This window comes from Maribacter arenosus (assembly GCF_014610845.1).
Classification (GTDB): domain Bacteria; phylum Bacteroidota; class Bacteroidia; order Flavobacteriales; family Flavobacteriaceae; genus Maribacter_A; species Maribacter_A arenosus.
In genome coordinates this window covers 45897-62395 of sequence record NZ_JABTCG010000002.1, presented here as the reverse complement: position 1 = coordinate 62395, position 16499 = coordinate 45897, and the positions used below count along the sequence as shown (strand labels likewise).

The following is a 16499-nucleotide window of genomic DNA, read 5'->3' as shown; positions in this document are numbered from 1 at the left end:
AACTTATTAATCGTATAACTAAGTTCGAAGATTAGAGTTGTTCGGAACTAGACTGTCCAAAGCAGGAAAAGCATCAATTTGCAATGAATCGATACCTTTGATGGGTTCAGTAGAAAGCGTATCAATTTTAGTATTTTCCATTTTTTTTAATGAATCCCTTATTTTCATTTGTTGAATATAAGTGGTATCTGATTTATAAAAGGGATAAGCTTCATTTGCCGGTAGTTCTGAGTACATGGGACAGTTGAAATAGGGAGTATCATATTCAAAATTGGTCAACATTGGGTTTTTCCAACTGCTCAAGCTTTTAAATATTGAGGCTACAATAGGCAGTGCGGTCTGAGCCCCTGAGCCTCTTCCGAATTGTACACGCTTGTCCATAGTTCCTACCCAGGATCCTACCACAATTTCAGGGGAACATCCTATGAACCAGCCATCGCCATTATTCTGTGTGGTACCCGTTTTACCTATAATATTAAATGGAATATCAAAGAAACTTAACCCTTTTCCACTACCTTCGGTTGTTACCTCCTCCATCATTTTTTGTAATTTTTGAATACTTTCTTCGCTGGCTATACGTCCTCCGTAATTGATTTTTGCTTCATAAAGAACTTCGCCATCCTGGGTTTCTATCCTATCTATGGCAAAAGGGGTAATCGCATTGCCTCCATTCGAAATATTTGCATAAGCTTGAACCATTTCTAGCAAGGTAAGTTCTGCGGTACCCAAAACCATAGAGGGTACATCGGGTATTTCCGAAGAAATCCCCATTTTTTTTGCCATTTTTAATACCCTCTCGTTTCCAATTTTAAATTGCAATGCTACAGAGGTCGTATTCACCGAATTAGCCAGCGCACCATGCATACTATAGCTTCCGCCATAAGTATTATCCGCATTCCTAGGTTTCCAATTTTCAAATTCCGAATAGGTTCGCAGTACATTATCATAATAATTACATGGATCTTCACCGCTTTCCAATGCGGTCAAGTAAGTTATCGGCTTAAAGAGCGAGCCTACTTGTTTTTTGTCTTGATTATGGTCGGTTTGTGAATAGCCATAGTCTATGCCACCAAGATACCCCATAATCCTACCGCTTTTGCTGTTGATAGCTACTATACCGGTATGCAATCTGGTAATTGCCGCTACTATGGAGTCTTTCAAGGATTGTTGCCTTGAGGCCAAACCTTTACCCATTTCCCAGTACTTCCTTTCTTTTTTGGCATTTACGAACCCTTCTATTTCTTCAGGGCTTCTGCCCTTGGCTTTTAGCGCCTTTATTTGTGGAAGATCCTCAATCAATTTTTGGATAAGTGCTTCTTTCCCTCCCTCAATCGTTTCACTAGTCCAATACGTTTCCATCTGTTGTTGAAGGCGCTCTATTTGTCTGGTCATTGCCCTTTCCAAATATTTTTGTACAAAAGGATTAATCGTAGTATAAATTTTTAAGCCGTCCGATTCAAGATTAAATATATGTCCTTCTTCATTAGGGTTCTCCTGTGCCCACTTGTTAAATTCTTCCTTTACATATTCTTTATAATACGTAGTTAGGGATGATATTTTTTCAGGAGGCGTGTAATTCAACGTTAATTGCACCTTAGCATCATTATATAATTGTTCATCAATATATTGGTGTTTCAACATTTGTTGTAGTACCACATTGCGACGTTCTTCTGCCCGTTCAGGGTTGTTTCTGGGATTATAAAAAGTAGGTGCCTTTAAAACACCGATCAACGTTGCACTTTCAGTTAAGGTGAGTTCTTCGGGTTTTTTTCCAAAAAAACGGTAGGCCGCCTTTTCTATACCATATAAATTTTCGCCAAATGAAACCGTATTTAAATAAAGTAATATCAGTTCATTTTTGGTATAAATGTTTTCCAGTCTTCGTGCGATATAGAGCTCACGTATTTTATTTATGGGGGTCGACATAAAAAACTGTTTTTTTCTGCCAAACAGGTTTTTTGCAATTTGCTGGGTTATAGTACTTCCACCTCCCGCATCTTGCCGCAATAAAACCGATTTAATTAGAACTCTGACATAACTTTTATAATCAATTCCACTATGGTCATAAAACCGGGAATCTTCAGTAGCAACCAAAGCATTCACTAGAAACGGATTCATTTGAGTGCTATCTATATTTGATCGGTTTTGCAGATAGTAATATCCAATGGGCTCCCCATCACTACCATATATTGTTGAAGTTATAGGGTTTCTTAAAGACTTCAGTTCAATCTCATTGGGTATTTTACCAAACATACCCCAATAGGTCATTAGAAATAAAAGAATCACAAAAAAAGCTCCCGTGAACATCAAATACCCCAAAAATTTAAAGGGATGCTTTTTAATATACTTCAATAGTTTCAACAACTTTGTCTTTAATAGATACATGAGTGATTACGTCCTGAATAGCGGTGCTATTTTTTTGATAATGCATTATAAGCTTTTTCTGCAAACTCTACTATTCTTTTATCCTCATCCTTGAGCAGAGGAAGAAGTAGAGGTAGGTATCTATTATCTGATTGTTGTTTGATCAAGTATAGTACAGCAAGCTTCACCTTCAGGTCATTTCCTTGTAATAACAATTGAAAACACTCCTGCTCGGTGGGAATTTTGTGTTTGATTTTTTGTTGTACCTCCTCCGAAGAAATATCCAAGGATGAATCCTCGATGATGGGCAATAAGGTACGCTTAAGATTTCCAGTGAGGAGATTGTCTAGAAATTCGATAGCGTTGGTACGTGCCTCTGCTTTATCACTCAGGAGTCCTTGATAAGCGATTTCTACATCATTTTGGGCATATTTAAGTCCTAGTAATTTGAAAATACGTTCAAGGCCGGCATCCAATCGCCGTTCTAAAAGCTCTAAAAGGCTAGTACGCGCATCACGTTCTTCAATGCTGATCTCTTTGTTCGATTTCTTGCGATTGCGGTATGAAATGATAATCTGCGTATGCATTGATGATAAAGTCTGATGGTACAATTTGCATTCTTCAAAAATTACATCGACAATTTTGTACTTGTTCAGTTTTACAACCGGATTGTTTGCCCGTACTTCACTCAAAGCTCGGATAACTTCAAGTCGTATGGCCAAATCGGGATCATTCAATAACAGGAATAGATGGCGCACCGCCTCTTGCGAACCAAAAGAACCAATCACCATAGGAATAAACCTCAAAGTCTCTGTAGAGACCTTGCGTTCTTTAACTATATCGGTCAATTCCGAAACCATTTTCACACCGTAGTTGCGCAGTGCGGTCGTTGTGGCATTTCGATATTGCTTTTGTGGTAGAAAGCTTAGCAGGTCGGTAAGGAAAGATTTATCCATACTTGTGCCAGCTGCTTCGATGGCAACATGTACCACTTCAACATTATCATTTTTGAACGCTTCGGAAATTAATGGATAAAATTCCCTAAAGTTCGAAAACCCAATAGTCCTTAACAGTAATTGAAATGATTTGGAAGCCTTGTCACTTTGGTCAAAAAGAGTGATTTTTTCTTGAATACGCTCTTTCAAACGATAGGTGTTCCTAAGGGTATAGTTGTCCCGAGCTTCACGCGCCAGACAATATAATGCTGCATCTGCAATGGCTTGGTTCTTATGCGTTAAATAGTTAGTGTATACATATTCACTATCATTTCCGGCATGTCTTAATAAATACTCTAGGGTTGCGAGTATTAAGTCCTCATCTTCCGATGCCAACAGCTCTGGTATATTTGAAATCACAGTAGCTCCATCAAGATAGTAAAGGTTCTGTATGGCCAAAGTACGTACTTTGTTCGAATGGTGGGTCAACAAGCCTTGAACATCCTCTAAAAAACGTTTGTCGTTGATTTCGAGTAATTTTCCCAGCATAAATAGAATTTGTTGTTCCGTTCCGTGCCGAAAAACAGTGCGCATCCCATCGACGACCGAAGCCTTTCCAACTTTGGTTTTTGAATTTTTGGTTGTTTTTTGCGTAATACGTTCAAGGTTATTCCTAAATGTCTTGAAATACTCCTTTCGAACTTGAAAAATGATGAACACCCAAACCAAGACCAAACCCAGTATAATGCCTACTATATATGCTGATGGAAGTTCCAGACCCTTCACCACGAAAATCAGAACAAACCCTGCCAAGCCCGTTGCGATACTATCTACGACCACATCGATAAACGATTTAGTCTTGTTCTTAAGGTCAAAGGGCAAAGGCAAAGCCAAAAGTTCCGTAGCACTTTTATGTATCGATTGTTTTAAGATACCGTCCATGGCCTTGATCGCCACAACAACGGAAAGCTCTGGTAGTATAAAAAAGGTAACGCCTCCCAAAAAAATGCCAAAAGGAAGTAGGAACAAAGAAAAACCAACTCCCCATATTCCCACAATTCGATGCGTGATAAAGAGCTGTACCATCAGCGATACCAAATTGAAGGTTGAAAACCAAAAACCGAAAAAGGAAGTTAGTTCCTCGGTATCGGGAATCGCATTCGAAGCAAAGTCGCTAAACAGGTAATCGACCAGTTTGGCCACTAAAACGCTTACTGCAACCATCAAAGCGATATACGTTAAGTGTTTGGACTTTTTGATGAGGGCAAAAGGTCTTTCATCTAAAACCAGGCTACGTTTTGTTTGCTTGTAAATGTTCAATTTAGAAACCCGAAGCTTCCAAATATTTCGAAGTAATGGGATGCACGACAGCAATAAGGTGGCAGCCAAGAAAAGAAGAATTTCGGTTTCTACAAAGGGCGCAAGTAAGGAGGTGGCATATCCGCCAAAAATACCTCCTAAAATAGCTCCTGAACCAATAAAGCCAAAAAGGCGCTTGGCCTCTCTCACGTTGAATACCATATTGGCCAAAACCCAAAACTGTGAAGCTGACAATACCGCATATATGGCCACCCAAACATAAAAAAAGTATAAAGCCCACCCGTTGACCAGATTGAGATATAACAGTATTGCCAAACAAAGCAGCACTACGATTGAAGAAATAAGGGTTACTTCAATGAGCTTTTGAAGCGAAAATTTAGTCAGGGCCTTAGAATAGGCAAAAGAGCTTAAAACGGCTGTTAAAGCGACTAGAAGGAAGGCAATCGGAAGTTGTTCAACGCCAAGTGCCGATAAGAAAAGAGCATTGACCGTTGGCTTTATGATAAGGAGAACGGCAATTATTAAAAAAATATACCCGGTCATTAAAAAGGAAACCTTGAATTCCCCCTCTCGAACGTCGAATACTTTTTGAATTATATGTTTAATCATCAAATTTATGGGACACCTTGAGACTATTTACCAGTCAAAGTTAAGCTCTTTTTCAGGACTTTTTCTACAGGAATTACCAAATTCCGAATTATCTGTTCCCCTCTGGCGTCGTCTATTAGTGCAACTAGAATATAGCGTCTATTAGGATTTTCACCCCAGACCAAGACAGAATCGGAGTGATAGGTTTTCCAAGAACCTGATTTTCGAAACAGTCTGGCGTTAGGTGCTATCTGGTCTAGCGTATTTACGAACTTGTGATGTAGTTCGGGTTTTTCCATGATGTCTAACATTTGTTTAGAGCGTTTTTCATTGACCAATTTGCCATTGGCCAAAAGGTAATAGTAACGACATACTTGAGTGACCGATGCGGCGTGACTTAAGTTTTTCAAAGGTTCCCTATTGGTATTTCCTCCACCACCATAACGTTTGCCTACCCAAAGACCGCCACCATAGTCTTCATCGTAAAACTCATATTTAGGGTCGGTCATTACGGCCTCTATCTGTTCATAACCCACTCGATCGATCATTCGGGTAGAGGCCGCGTTGTTCGATTTGCTGATCATCAATCGCATATCTTTTTTTACTTCGGTGGTTTCTTTTAACTTGCCTTTTTCTATAGCATCCATAGCTGCCAAAAGTATGGCGATTTTAGGCAAACTGGCGGCATACATCATGTGGTTGCCATTAACACGTGCGAATCGCACTTGGTCAGTATTGCTAAGATCTACGATGCCGACCGCCATTTTCTTTTGGTCAATCAATTTCTTCCATTGCGGATTGGCCCTCAACTCATATTCCAAATTGGTCTGCAACGAGGTATCAATTACTTTGCGCAATGGCCTAATCTTGGAATCGTCGATGATAATAGGCAACTCGTTTTGGGCCGTTACACCCGCAGTTACCACTAAGAATAATAAGGATATTTTAAAATTCAATTTCATAGTAAAAAACAAGGTTTTAATCATTCAAATTTATGCTATATAACGTCTGATGTACTGTTAATATTAGCGTAGTGCATTTTGGCGAACAACCCAATAAAATGGGGATACATCAATAGTTAATAATATTGTATATGTTAATTTTTTGTTTTTTTTGACATGCTGCCAGAGGAGAAATCGAACTAAGAGCTATCCCAAGGGCATTATTTTAGTTTTCCACATGTTACAAATCAACGATTTTATAGGTTAAAATCCCATAGTCGTGCTCATCTTCTTCTCTTTCACTAATATAGATGATATTCAAAAGCCTAGCTTTGAGGTTTAACGTCGTATTAACTAACAAAATTACAGATTTGCGAATCCTCGAACCGCTACCTAAGTAGCAGTCACTTTTGGCATTGAGCCCAAATCCCAATCATTTTTCGCGAACAATTTAGATATCCAAGACATCAATAATCAACTTCGTACCTAGTTTAGACGTCGCATTTCCACGTACTGTTCCGGAAACAGGCATCGTATGAACATAGTGACTGCTTGAAGCTACGGCGATATGGGTGTGTGCCGTTACAATGCCATTGCTGGGGTCAAAACCGATCCAACCCGCACCGGGCAAATAAACCTCTATCCATGCATGTAATTCATATTGTGGATTTTCGACATCGACATAATAATAGCCGCTCACAAATCGTGAAGCTATTCCTAAAGTACGCAGAAGTTGGATTTGCATCCAGACCAGATCACGGCATGAGCCCTTTTTAAAACCAAATGTTTCGTCGGCCTCGAAAGGAATTCCCTCCTCCCGGGATTCTACTATGAAATCAGCATGAATTCGTTTGGTCAACTCAGTAAGGAAAGGGATGGTAGCATTTTTCGCCCCAACAAGAATTGTCTTGCCATATGCTTCTAATTCAGCATTTATAGGCATGGCTGTCATGTACTTTTGAAGCAATTCAAGTAATGGTTTCGAATATGAAAAAGGAATCGTATTGAGCCCAAGTGGATAGATTAAAAAATTAAATGGGTTGTAGGGACTACTTTTCAATATGGATTCTGACCGGATATGTATTTTTCTATGCATCCCCTCGAACCAACAAAAATGAATATAATTATCTTCTGCATCCATCTGTTCCGAAATTCCTGCCGGCTGTATCGACAATATCAAGGAATGGGATTCCAATTCAAGATGGGGCGTGTTTTTTGGCTTGAACCTTAGGTAATGCGGCTCAAGAAAAACAGCCTCGTTAAACTCGTATTCCGTTTCATGGATGATTTTGAACCTCATGGATGCTGGGATTGATAAACATTTTTTTCACCTTCTCGATACGAATCTTCCAATAATTTATCAATCCAATCTTCTGGAAGGTTTTTTATAGCATTGCTCAAGATACTATCCCAAATTTGTGAGATTTTTTTAAGTTCATTTTCCTCGTATCTTTTTTCTACGATAAGAAAGGAGTCTTTTTCATAGGTAATTACATCAATGGGGTAATCAACGTCATTGGCGCTTATTCGGGTGGCATCAAATGAAAGAAACCCCGCCTTTAAGGCAAATTTAATGGTAGATTCATAGGTGATGGCTCGATCTAAAATTGGCTTCCCATATCCGCTATTCCCAATAATCACAAAGGGAGAACCTTCGGTGACCTCAATCCAATTTCCTTCAGGGTATAACAAATAGATTTTGTGTTCTTCATCATCTTGTAATTGACCCCCGATTATCGAAAAGAGGTTAAAACTAAGGCCTGCTTCCTTTAATGAATTTTTGTCTTCGTTGGCGGTACGCTTTATTTGATCGGAAAATGCGTTTACGACCTTGTAAAGTTTATTGAAGGACTCATCGTTCGCTTCGATAATTTCCTTGAAATAGGTCAAAGACTTATCCCTGACCCCTCTTAGCCCTGAGGTCATTATAAAAAAGGAATGCTTTTTTTTATTGACCCTAAACACCTTCTTGGCTTTGGTAGTCTCTGACCCCGAAGTGATTCGCGTGTCGGAGATTCCTACTATTCCTGATTTCAGTTTGATGCCTAAACAGTATGTCATTGAAGGTGATTACTAAAAATGAAAAGTTATTGTTGTCCTTGTATTTGCGATTGTACAGCAAAAAAGGAATTGTAAAAGCTTATCGAAACCCCGTTGAGGCGTTGTTGAAACTCGTCAAGATATTCATGAAGCCCATCCGCAAAAATATCATTGATATCGACAAACTCCAGTTCTGATTTGAGTTTCCCCAATTGCTTTTCCGCCTCATTGCTAAAACCGCCCATACTTCCGGTAATTTCCTGTAAAGATTGCTCTGCATGAATTAAACAGCATAGCATTGATCGCGGAAATTTCTTGTCCAGAATTAAAAATTCTGAAATATTCAATGCGGTTAGTTTGCCATATTTTTTACGGTACATATCATAAGCGCTAACCGATTTCAATAAAGCAGCCCATTGCATCAAATCTATAGAACTACCAACATCTTGTGGGGTAGTCAGTAGAATATGGTATTTCACATCCATAACCCGAGAGGTTTTATCGGCACGTTCGATCAATTGCCCGATCTTACCAAAGTGCCAACCATCGCTCCTTGAAATGGTAGCATCAAAAATGCCATAAAGCAGCTGACAATCCTCTTTTATTTTTTTAAAGAAAATTCTAGGGTCATTGTTTTTCCATAGTTTTCTTTCCATCCCTTCTTTTACAAAGAAGTAGATCGAATTGATTTGTTCCCAAACTTCCTTTGTAATTTCCGGTCTAATTGACCGGGCATTTTCCCTTGCATTTGTTATACAACTATAGATGGAGTTTGGGTTTTTAGGCTCAAAACCTAAAAAGAAAATGACCCTGGATTTATTGACTTTTTTATATAATTTTTGATATAACGGCCAATCTCCCGTAATGATCACTAATGGTTTCCATTGTTCCTCGGCATCTGGTGGGGATTCCAAGGAAAGATTGAAATGTACATCCATAAACCGGGCGTAATTTTCGGCCCGCTCAATATATCGATTCATCCAATACATCGTATTCGCTACTCTACTCAACATACACTAATTATTTAAAGTTGGAATCCAATACCCACGTGTCCTTACTTCCTCCTCCTTGAGAGGAATTTACGACCAATGACCCTTTGGTCAAAGCCACTCTTGTCAGTGCACCTGGAACAATTTTAATATCCTTTCCATAGAGGCAATAAGGCCTTAAATCAACATGTCGCCCCTCAATAGTATCACCTGCCAAGGTCGGGACTCTAGAAAGATTGATCATGGGTTGCGCGATATAGTTTCTTGGGTTGTTTTTAATTTTAACAGCAAATTCCTCGCATTCTTTTTTTGTGGCTTTAGGGCCTATCAACATACCATAACCTCCCGAACCATCAGTTTGTTTTATGACTAAGGTTGGGATATTTTCCAGTACATAATTACAATCATCTTTCTCGGCGCAAATGTAGGTTTTGATATTGGGCAAGAGTACCTCTTCCCCCAAATAATATTTGATCAATCGGGGTATGTAGGCATAAACAGCCTTGTCATCGGCAACCCCTGCTCCAGGTGCATTGACCAAAACCACATTGCCTTTGCAATAGGCTCGAAAAAGACCCGGAGTGCCCAACAAAGATTCTTTATTAAATACCAATGGGTCTATAAAATCGTCGTCGACCCTGCGGTAAATAACATCGACCCTTTGTAGGCCCTTTGTTGTAATCATATATACAAAGTCGTCTTTTACGACCAAATCCCTTCCTTCGACCAATTCGGCGCCCATCTGTTGGGCAAGATAAGCGTGTTCAAAATAAGCGGAATTGTAGGTGCCGGGTGTGAGCACTGCTATATTAGCTGGGGAAGCCTTGGTAAGCGACTCTAACATATCCCTTAGGTGGTGGGTGTAATCATGAACAGGCCTAACATGCAGCTTTTCGAACAATTCCGGAAAAGTACGTTTTAGAATTTCCCTGTTTTCAAGCATGTAAGATACTCCTGAGGGGCATCTGAGATTGTCTTCCAAGACATAAAAACTTCCATCGTCCCCTCGGATTAGATCGGTACCCGAAATATGGCTCCAAACGTTTTTTGGAGGATTTAATCCGATACATTCCTTGAGAAATCCGGCACTTGAAAGCACCAACTCTTTTGGAATTATCTTGTCTTTCAAGACCTTTTGTTCATTGTAGATATCATTGATGAATAAGTTCAATGCCACAATGCGTTGTTCAAGACCTTTTGTCAATCTGTCCCAATCGTTACCCTCAATAATTCTAGGTATGATGTCTAAATGAAGAATGCGTTCAACCCCTTGATTATCGTTATAAACATTAAACGTCATGCCTAATGACAGTTGAGCCCTTTCCGTGCCGTGTTGTAAATATTTGAGTTTGTTTTTGCTCAATTTTTCCAAACGCGTTTTGAACTGTTCATAGTAAGGTCTTACCTTATTGGTTTCATTGAACATTTCATCGTAAAAACCTGTGGTTTCATATTTGGTAAAATCTACTTTGGCCATGTAAAAGGTTTTGTTTGTTGTGTAATTAGAATTTTAAGGTCATTATTTAATATGAATAACCCATCAGCATTCATTTTAAAATGTAATTGAAATAATATACTATTAAAATGTAGGTTATTTATATGTTGCCCAATAATAATTCAAAGAATTGCATAGTTGTTAAATTTTGCACATAATAAATTTGGTATTGTCAATAAGATAAATAAAAAAATCAATATCCAAAGCTACTTAGGTAACAGTCTTCCGAAAATTATTGGGTTCTTTGATAGCGATCAAATACAAAAAAGTGATTACCCAATATCGGACTAGTCTAGCTAATCTAAGCATTAAGAACCTCAATTTTTTGCAATGGGGGAAACAAAGCGTAATATGGGCTGAATGTCGGATAAATTTTTTGACCTTTACTGCCAATTTACTTACTAAAATAGAATAACGTGAACTATAAAGACATTATCGAAAAGGTCTACAATGAAACCAAAGAAATTTCAAACGAAGGAAAAATAGCCACCTATATTCCAGAATTGGCCAATGTAGACCCCACGATGTTTGGAGTGCATATGACTAATTTAAAAGGTGAGGGATTCGGAATAGGAGACAATTTGGTAAAATTCTCCATTCAAAGTATCGCCAAAGTACTCTCTTTAACCTTGGCCTATAAAATTATGGGTGAAAAGATTTGGAAACGGGTCGATGTAGAACCTTCAGGAACCAAGTTCGATTCCCTTCTTTTGTTAGAAATCTTCAACGGTATTCCCCGGAACCCATTTGTAAATTCAGGAGCTATTGTAATTTGCGATATCCTAGTTTCACACTTGGGAAATGCCAAGGAAGAATTTCTCGATTTCGTGAGAGATGTAAGCAATCTGCCGAACCTAACGTACTCAGATAAAATTGCCGATTCTGAAAAAGCACATGGATACCGAAATGTGGCCTTGTGTAACTTTATAAAGTCACTTGGTAATATCGAGAACGACCCCACCGAGGTGCTCGACTTTTATTTTGATATGTGTTCTCTTGAAATGAACTGTCAGCAACTATCATATACATTTACGTATTTGGCCAACGGAGGTCTTAAAATTTCAGACGGTTCGAAAATCATTACGAAACCTCAATCAAAGCGAATAAATGCCCTAATGCTCACCTGCGGTTTTTATGATGAGTCAGGGGAGTTTGCCTTTAAAGTTGGCTTACCAGGTAAGAGTGGGGTAGGTGGGGGCATCGTGGCAGTATGTCCGCATAGCTATACCATTGCCGTTTGGAGCCCACTTTTGAACCCTAATGGAAATTCTTTCAAAGGCATGAAGTTTCTGGAGGAGTTCACTACACATTCAGATTTCACCATTTTTTAATTAAGCGTATCTTGTTCAGTAGCTTAAAAAAATAATTTTCGTTTTGGCAATAAGAGTTCGTGAATAAAATTCATTTTTTTTACGACTACTGGTGTAATTACGAACGGATAAACATCGGGGATTCCCATGGCCCGATTAATGCTATTGACCGCAAACGATAAGGGGACACCTGTTCGAACGATGGTTTCAAAATCTCTTATGGTATAAGGGTCAAATGTTGACGTTGTATTAATATTCTTGGATATATCCTTGTGATTCACCTCCAATCCAAAGAAGTGGGCAGTTTCGACCATATCCATTATATGTAGGTAATGGGCCCAGGTTTCAGCCCAATCTTCCCAGGGATGTGAGGTGGCATATTTACTGATAAAACAACTACGCCAATCATCAGGTGCCCCAATCTTGTAAAAGGTTTCCAGGGCTTCACCATAATTGGCTTTTTCGTTTCCGAATGTGTTTCTAAATGCCGATAGTACATTTTGATCGCTTAAAACCAAACGTTCCCAAAAGTAATGGCCAACTTCGTGCCTAAGGTGCCCAATAAGTGTGTGATAAGACTCTCGCATCTCCTTTTTCGCTTTTTCCCTTAGGACCGGATCAGCTTCCCGGAGTAGTATGGTAATAACCCCATTTTTGTGTCCCGTCATGATTTTTGAATCATCGTATTTGGCGATAAAATCAAAACATAACCCCTCATCATTGGTCATTTTATTCGGAAGGTCAAGACCTATTTTTTGAAGTTGATAAATGAGACGGTGTTTGGCAACTTCCAAATTCTGCCATTTGGGATAATTCTTTTCATCGGAAAGATCAGGTATAATTCGATTGAGTTGGCAAGCACTGCAATAATCCTGAAGACTATTCTTCACTAATAGCCAATTACAAACCCCATGTTCCTTGTTTTTACAATATTTATATTCAATTTTTTCGCGGTCAGAAAACAGGGAAGAACTAAAAGCATTAAAGGTGAGCATCTTTCGGTCTAGGTCCCAATAACCGGATAAATGCCCGCAATTCCCACATCTATCGTTTTCAAAAAACAACGGATGATTGCAATGACCACATTGAAAAACTTTCATGGGTTATGTTCAAAGATTATATCGCGAATGTAATCTTAATACGTGAGAAGTATTGTGGCGCGGATGAATTAACTAAGGCCTAAGGTATCAAAGCTTAAAACTAAAGCCTTCCAATAACTTTTTGTAATATTTATCTTTATCGAACCGGTACAAATAGGCTCCCTTTCTTGAGACTGTCATATCCTTTTCTTCTAATTTTATCAGAATATCGAGTGAATTCACCTTATTGATGAAATTTCGTTTATCCAATTTTTTATTCAAGATCGACTCATATAATTGCTGTAGTTGACGCATCGTAAATTTTTCTGGTAATAGCTCAAAACCGATCGGTTTTGTCATGGCGCTCTGACGTAAACGGGCAATGGCCTTTTTAACCATGAGGTTGTGATCAAAAATCAGGGATGGAACTTTTTTAAGACTGAACCATTGGGCCGAATCCAAACGTATTAAATCGCTATCATGGGTGGCAATATCAATTAAAGCATAATAGGCAACAGAGATGGTACGTTCTTTGGGGTCTCGGTCAACTTTGCTAAAAGCATATAGTTGATCCATATAAATATCATGAAGTCCGGTCAGATGATTTAAAATCCGAATGGCGGCCTGGTCTAAGTTCTCATCCTTTTTTTGAAATCCTCCAATTAAAGACCAGCATCCTTTCTTGGGTTCAAAATCCCTTTTTATTAATAGTATCTTCAAGCCCTCTTCATCAAATCCAAAGATGATGCAATCTACCGCTAGTAAGACTTTGTCCTCTTTGTTATAATCCTTTAATACCATATATCTTTAAATGATTTTGCCCAAATCCAAAGGTACTAATCTAAACTATTTTGCCCTCATAAAACGTCATGAATCGTATAGAACCCCATAGACTTAAAGCACTATTGGCAGACCGGGTCATATAGGACAATTTGTACAATTTGGAGTATATTGGGTGACGAAGGTAAAGTTAAGCCAAAATAAGTGTAAAATAGACACTTATTAAATAATATTGCAGTATATTTGAGTAATCAAAATGGTGTTTTTCACATGAAAACATACGTTATAGGATTGGATTATGGTTCTGATTCCGTTAGGGCCGTCTTGATAGACACTGAAGATGGGTCTGAAATGGCCTCGGCGGTTCATTGGTATAAGCGATGGAAAAACAATTTATATTGTAATGCCTCTATCAATCAATTTAGACAGCACCCGTTAGACCACATTGAAGGCTTGGAGTCTACCATTAAAACGGTTATCTCGAAAAGTAAGGTGGAACCTAAATCGGTAAAAGGTATTTGTGTCGATACCACAGGCTCTTCACCGATTCCCGTTACCGAAGATGGCACCCCTTTGGCCTTGGTTGAGGGTTATAAGGAAAACCCCAATGCCATGATGGTGCTTTGGAAGGACCATACCGCCATTGCTGAAGCTAATGAGATAAATGCGCTTGCCGCTAATTGGGGAGGTGAAGACTATACCAAATACGAAGGGGGTATTTATTCCTCAGAATGGTTTTGGGCCAAGATATTGCACGTTGCCCGCGAAGATGAATCCGTCAAGAAAGCGGCCCATACCTGGCTGGAACATTGTGATCTTATGACCTTTTTGCTCATAGATAAACCTGATTTAAAATCCTTTAAAAGAAGTCGATGTGCAGCAGGGCATAAAGCCATGTGGCATCCTGATTGGAACGGATTGCCCTCAGAGGATTTTCTGGGCAAATTAGATCCCTACCTGGCCCAACTAAGAAGAAACCTGTATGTCGAAACATATACGTCTGATGAGGTTGCCGGACACTTAAACCAAGAATGGGCAGATAGACTGGGCCTTACAACGGATACGGTGGTCGCTGTCGGTACCTTTGATGCCCATGCTGGGGCGGTCGGGGCAAAAATTGAAGAGCATGCCTTGGTGCGAGTCATGGGTACGTCAACTTGTGATATTATTGTGGCATCCAAGGAGGCTGTTGGCTCCAAGACTGTAAAAGGGATCTGTGGGCAGGTAGATGGTTCCGTAATTCCGGGAATGGTGGGACTGGAAGCCGGACAATCCGCTTTTGGTGATGTTCTGGCATGGTTCAAGGATGTATTGTCATGGCCTATAGAAAACCTCGTGATGACTTCAACTATTTTATCTGATATTCAAAAGGAACAACTGAGGGCAGAAATGGAAGCCAATTTCATTAAAGAATTATCGGAGCAGGCAGAAGCCATTCCTTTGAGCAAAAGCATTCCCATTGCACTGGATTGGATCAATGGAAGAAGAAGCCCTGATGCCGATCAAGGCCTTAAAAGTGCCCTATCAAATCTTTCCTTAGGAAGTAAGGCTCCACAAATTTTTAAGGCATTGGTCAATGCCATTTGTTTTGGGTCGAAAAAAATAGTGGACAGATTTCAAGAAGAGGGTATAAAAATAGATACTGTAATCGGAATTGGGGGTGTGGCCAGAAAATCCCCATTCATTATGCAGACATTGGCCAACGTATTGAACATGCCCATTAAGGTGGCTGAATCTGACCAAGCTCCTGCCCTAGGCGCTGCCATTTATGCAGCCGTCGCATCTGGAATCTATGATAATGTGTTCCAGGCCAGTCAACGCATGGGTAGTAGTTTTGAAGCTGAATATCAGCCACAACCAGAAACCATTGAAACATATCGACAGTTGATGGAATATTATAATGATTTGGGAGAATTTATTCAAGAAAACACTAATTCTAAAAACAAACGTCCATGGGTTCCAAGTTTAAAGAACTAAAAAGGGAGTGTTATGAAGCGAATATGCAACTCAATGCATTGGGGCTGGTGATCTATACTTTTGGTAATGTAAGCGCCTTGGATAGGGCCGCGGGTGTTTTTGCCATAAAACCTAGCGGGGTTCCCTACGAGCATTTAAGAGTCGAGGATATGGTCATTTTAGATTACGATGCTACAATCGTTGAAGGGAGTATGCGGCCTTCATCCGATACTAAGACCCATGCTTGTTTGTATAGAAACTGGGAGGATATTGGCGGTATCGCACATACCCATGCTACCTATTCCGTAGCATGGGCACAGGCACAACGCGACATCCCCATTTTTGGTACTACCCATGCCGACCATCTCACAGCGGATATTCCATGTGCCCCGCCCATGGGGGATGATCTTATTCAAGGAAATTATGAGCACAATACCGGGATTCAAATATTGGAATGTTTTAAGGAAAAACAAATTTCACATACCGAGGTAGAAATGGTCCTATTGGGCAACCATGGTCCGTTTGCCTGGGGAAAGAACGCGGCAAAAGCGGTGTACAATAGCAAGGTGCTTGAAGCGATTGCCGAAATGGCGTATTTGACCCTTCAAATAAACCCTAAAGCTCCAAGGTTGAAAGAATCACTAATTAAGAAACACTTCGAACGTAAACATGGTAAGGATGCCTATTACGGTCAATAATATT

General features: G+C 39.5%; 12 protein-coding genes. 3 read left to right on the top strand and 9 right to left on the bottom strand.

Features of this window, described 5'->3' with window-relative positions; genetic code table 11:
• Window positions 1–18: 18 nt before the first annotated feature.
• The 7 genes from HPE63_RS05265 to HPE63_RS05235 all read right to left on the bottom strand — a co-directional run bounded on the left by HPE63_RS05265 (window position 19) and on the right by HPE63_RS05235 (window position 10654).
• Window positions 19–2361, bottom strand: coding sequence for a transglycosylase domain-containing protein (locus HPE63_RS05265; RefSeq protein ID WP_223198059.1), 2343 nt, complete (start codon window positions 2359–2361; stop codon window positions 19–21).
• Window positions 2362–2411: 50 nt separating this feature from the next.
• Complete coding sequence (locus HPE63_RS05260; RefSeq protein WP_188313215.1) at window positions 2412–5228, bottom strand: Npt1/Npt2 family nucleotide transporter; 2817 nt, start codon at window positions 5226–5228, stop codon at window positions 2412–2414.
• A gap of 23 nt (window positions 5229–5251) precedes the next feature.
• Window positions 5252–6169, bottom strand: coding sequence for a serine hydrolase (locus tag HPE63_RS05255; protein ID WP_188313214.1), 918 nt, complete (start codon window positions 6167–6169; stop codon window positions 5252–5254).
• A gap of 430 nt (window positions 6170–6599) precedes the next feature.
• Window positions 6600–7448, bottom strand: coding sequence for a transglutaminase family protein (locus HPE63_RS05250; protein ID WP_188313213.1), 849 nt, complete (start codon window positions 7446–7448; stop codon window positions 6600–6602).
• Window positions 7445–8209 carry a peptidase gene (locus HPE63_RS05245; protein ID WP_188313212.1) on the bottom strand — a complete coding sequence of 255 codons (765 nt, stop codon included), beginning with the start codon at window positions 8207–8209 and terminating at the stop codon, window positions 7445–7447. The genes HPE63_RS05250 and HPE63_RS05245 overlap by 4 nt, the downstream gene beginning before the upstream one ends.
• A 26-nt stretch (window positions 8210–8235) precedes the next feature.
• On the bottom strand, window positions 8236–9201 hold the full coding sequence (locus HPE63_RS05240; protein ID WP_188313211.1) for an alpha-E domain-containing protein: 966 nt from the start codon (window positions 9199–9201) through the stop codon (window positions 8236–8238).
• Window positions 9202–9208: 7 nt separating this feature from the next.
• Window positions 9209–10654 carry a circularly permuted type 2 ATP-grasp protein gene (locus tag HPE63_RS05235; protein ID WP_188313210.1) on the bottom strand — a complete coding sequence of 482 codons (1446 nt, stop codon included), beginning with the start codon at window positions 10652–10654 and terminating at the stop codon, window positions 9209–9211.
• A gap of 434 nt (window positions 10655–11088) precedes the next feature.
• On the opposite strand from HPE63_RS05235, the gene HPE63_RS05230 reads away from it, so the two are divergent.
• Window positions 11089–12003 (top strand): glutaminase, encoded by a 915-nt coding sequence (locus HPE63_RS05230; RefSeq protein ID WP_188313209.1) that lies wholly within the window; start codon window positions 11089–11091, stop codon window positions 12001–12003.
• A gap of 23 nt (window positions 12004–12026) precedes the next feature.
• On the opposite strand, the gene HPE63_RS05225 is transcribed toward HPE63_RS05230, so the two are convergent.
• Both HPE63_RS05225 and HPE63_RS05220 read right to left on the bottom strand, forming a co-directional pair.
• Entirely contained in the window at window positions 12027–13082 is a 1056-nt protein-coding gene (locus HPE63_RS05225) for a zinc-binding metallopeptidase family protein (protein ID WP_188313208.1), read from the bottom strand.
• Window positions 13083–13169: 87 nt separating this feature from the next.
• Entirely contained in the window at window positions 13170–13862 is a 693-nt protein-coding gene (locus tag HPE63_RS05220) for an NUDIX hydrolase (RefSeq protein WP_188313207.1), read from the bottom strand.
• 249 nt (window positions 13863–14111) lie between these two features.
• On the opposite strand from HPE63_RS05220, the gene HPE63_RS05215 reads away from it, so the two are divergent.
• Together HPE63_RS05215 and HPE63_RS05210 are read left to right on the top strand one after the other, a co-directional pair.
• Entirely contained in the window at window positions 14112–15818 is a 1707-nt protein-coding gene (locus HPE63_RS05215) for a ribulokinase (RefSeq protein ID WP_188313206.1), read from the top strand.
• Window positions 15794–16495 (top strand): L-ribulose-5-phosphate 4-epimerase, encoded by a 702-nt coding sequence (locus tag HPE63_RS05210; RefSeq protein ID WP_188313205.1) that lies wholly within the window; start codon window positions 15794–15796, stop codon window positions 16493–16495. Before HPE63_RS05215 ends, HPE63_RS05210 begins: the two co-directional genes overlap by 25 nt.
• Window positions 16496–16499 lie beyond the last annotated feature (4 nt).

Excerpts from the sequence above, each read along its gene's own strand:
- HPE63_RS05225 (WP_188313208.1), bottom strand. The coding sequence starts at position 13,082 with ATGAAAGTTTTTCAATGTGGTCATTGCAATCATCCGTTGTTTTTTGAA.
- HPE63_RS05215 (WP_188313206.1), top strand. The coding sequence starts at position 14,112 with ATGAAAACATACGTTATAGGATTGGATTATGGTTCTGATTCCGTTAGG.
- HPE63_RS05240 (WP_188313211.1), bottom strand. The coding sequence starts at position 9,201 with ATGTTGAGTAGAGTAGCGAATACGATGTATTGGATGAATCGATATATT.
- HPE63_RS05210 (WP_188313205.1), top strand. The coding sequence starts at position 15,794 with ATGGGTTCCAAGTTTAAAGAACTAAAAAGGGAGTGTTATGAAGCGAAT.
- HPE63_RS05255 (WP_188313214.1), bottom strand. The coding sequence starts at position 6,169 with ATGAAATTGAATTTTAAAATATCCTTATTATTCTTAGTGGTAACTGCG.
- HPE63_RS05245 (WP_188313212.1), bottom strand. The coding sequence starts at position 8,209 with ATGACATACTGTTTAGGCATCAAACTGAAATCAGGAATAGTAGGAATC.
- HPE63_RS05250 (WP_188313213.1), bottom strand. The coding sequence starts at position 7,448 with ATGAGGTTCAAAATCATCCATGAAACGGAATACGAGTTTAACGAGGCT.
- HPE63_RS05260 (WP_188313215.1), bottom strand. The coding sequence starts at position 5,228 with ATGATTAAACATATAATTCAAAAAGTATTCGACGTTCGAGAGGGGGAA.
- HPE63_RS05235 (WP_188313210.1), bottom strand. The coding sequence starts at position 10,654 with ATGGCCAAAGTAGATTTTACCAAATATGAAACCACAGGTTTTTACGAT.
- HPE63_RS05220 (WP_188313207.1), bottom strand. The coding sequence starts at position 13,862 with ATGGTATTAAAGGATTATAACAAAGAGGACAAAGTCTTACTAGCGGTA.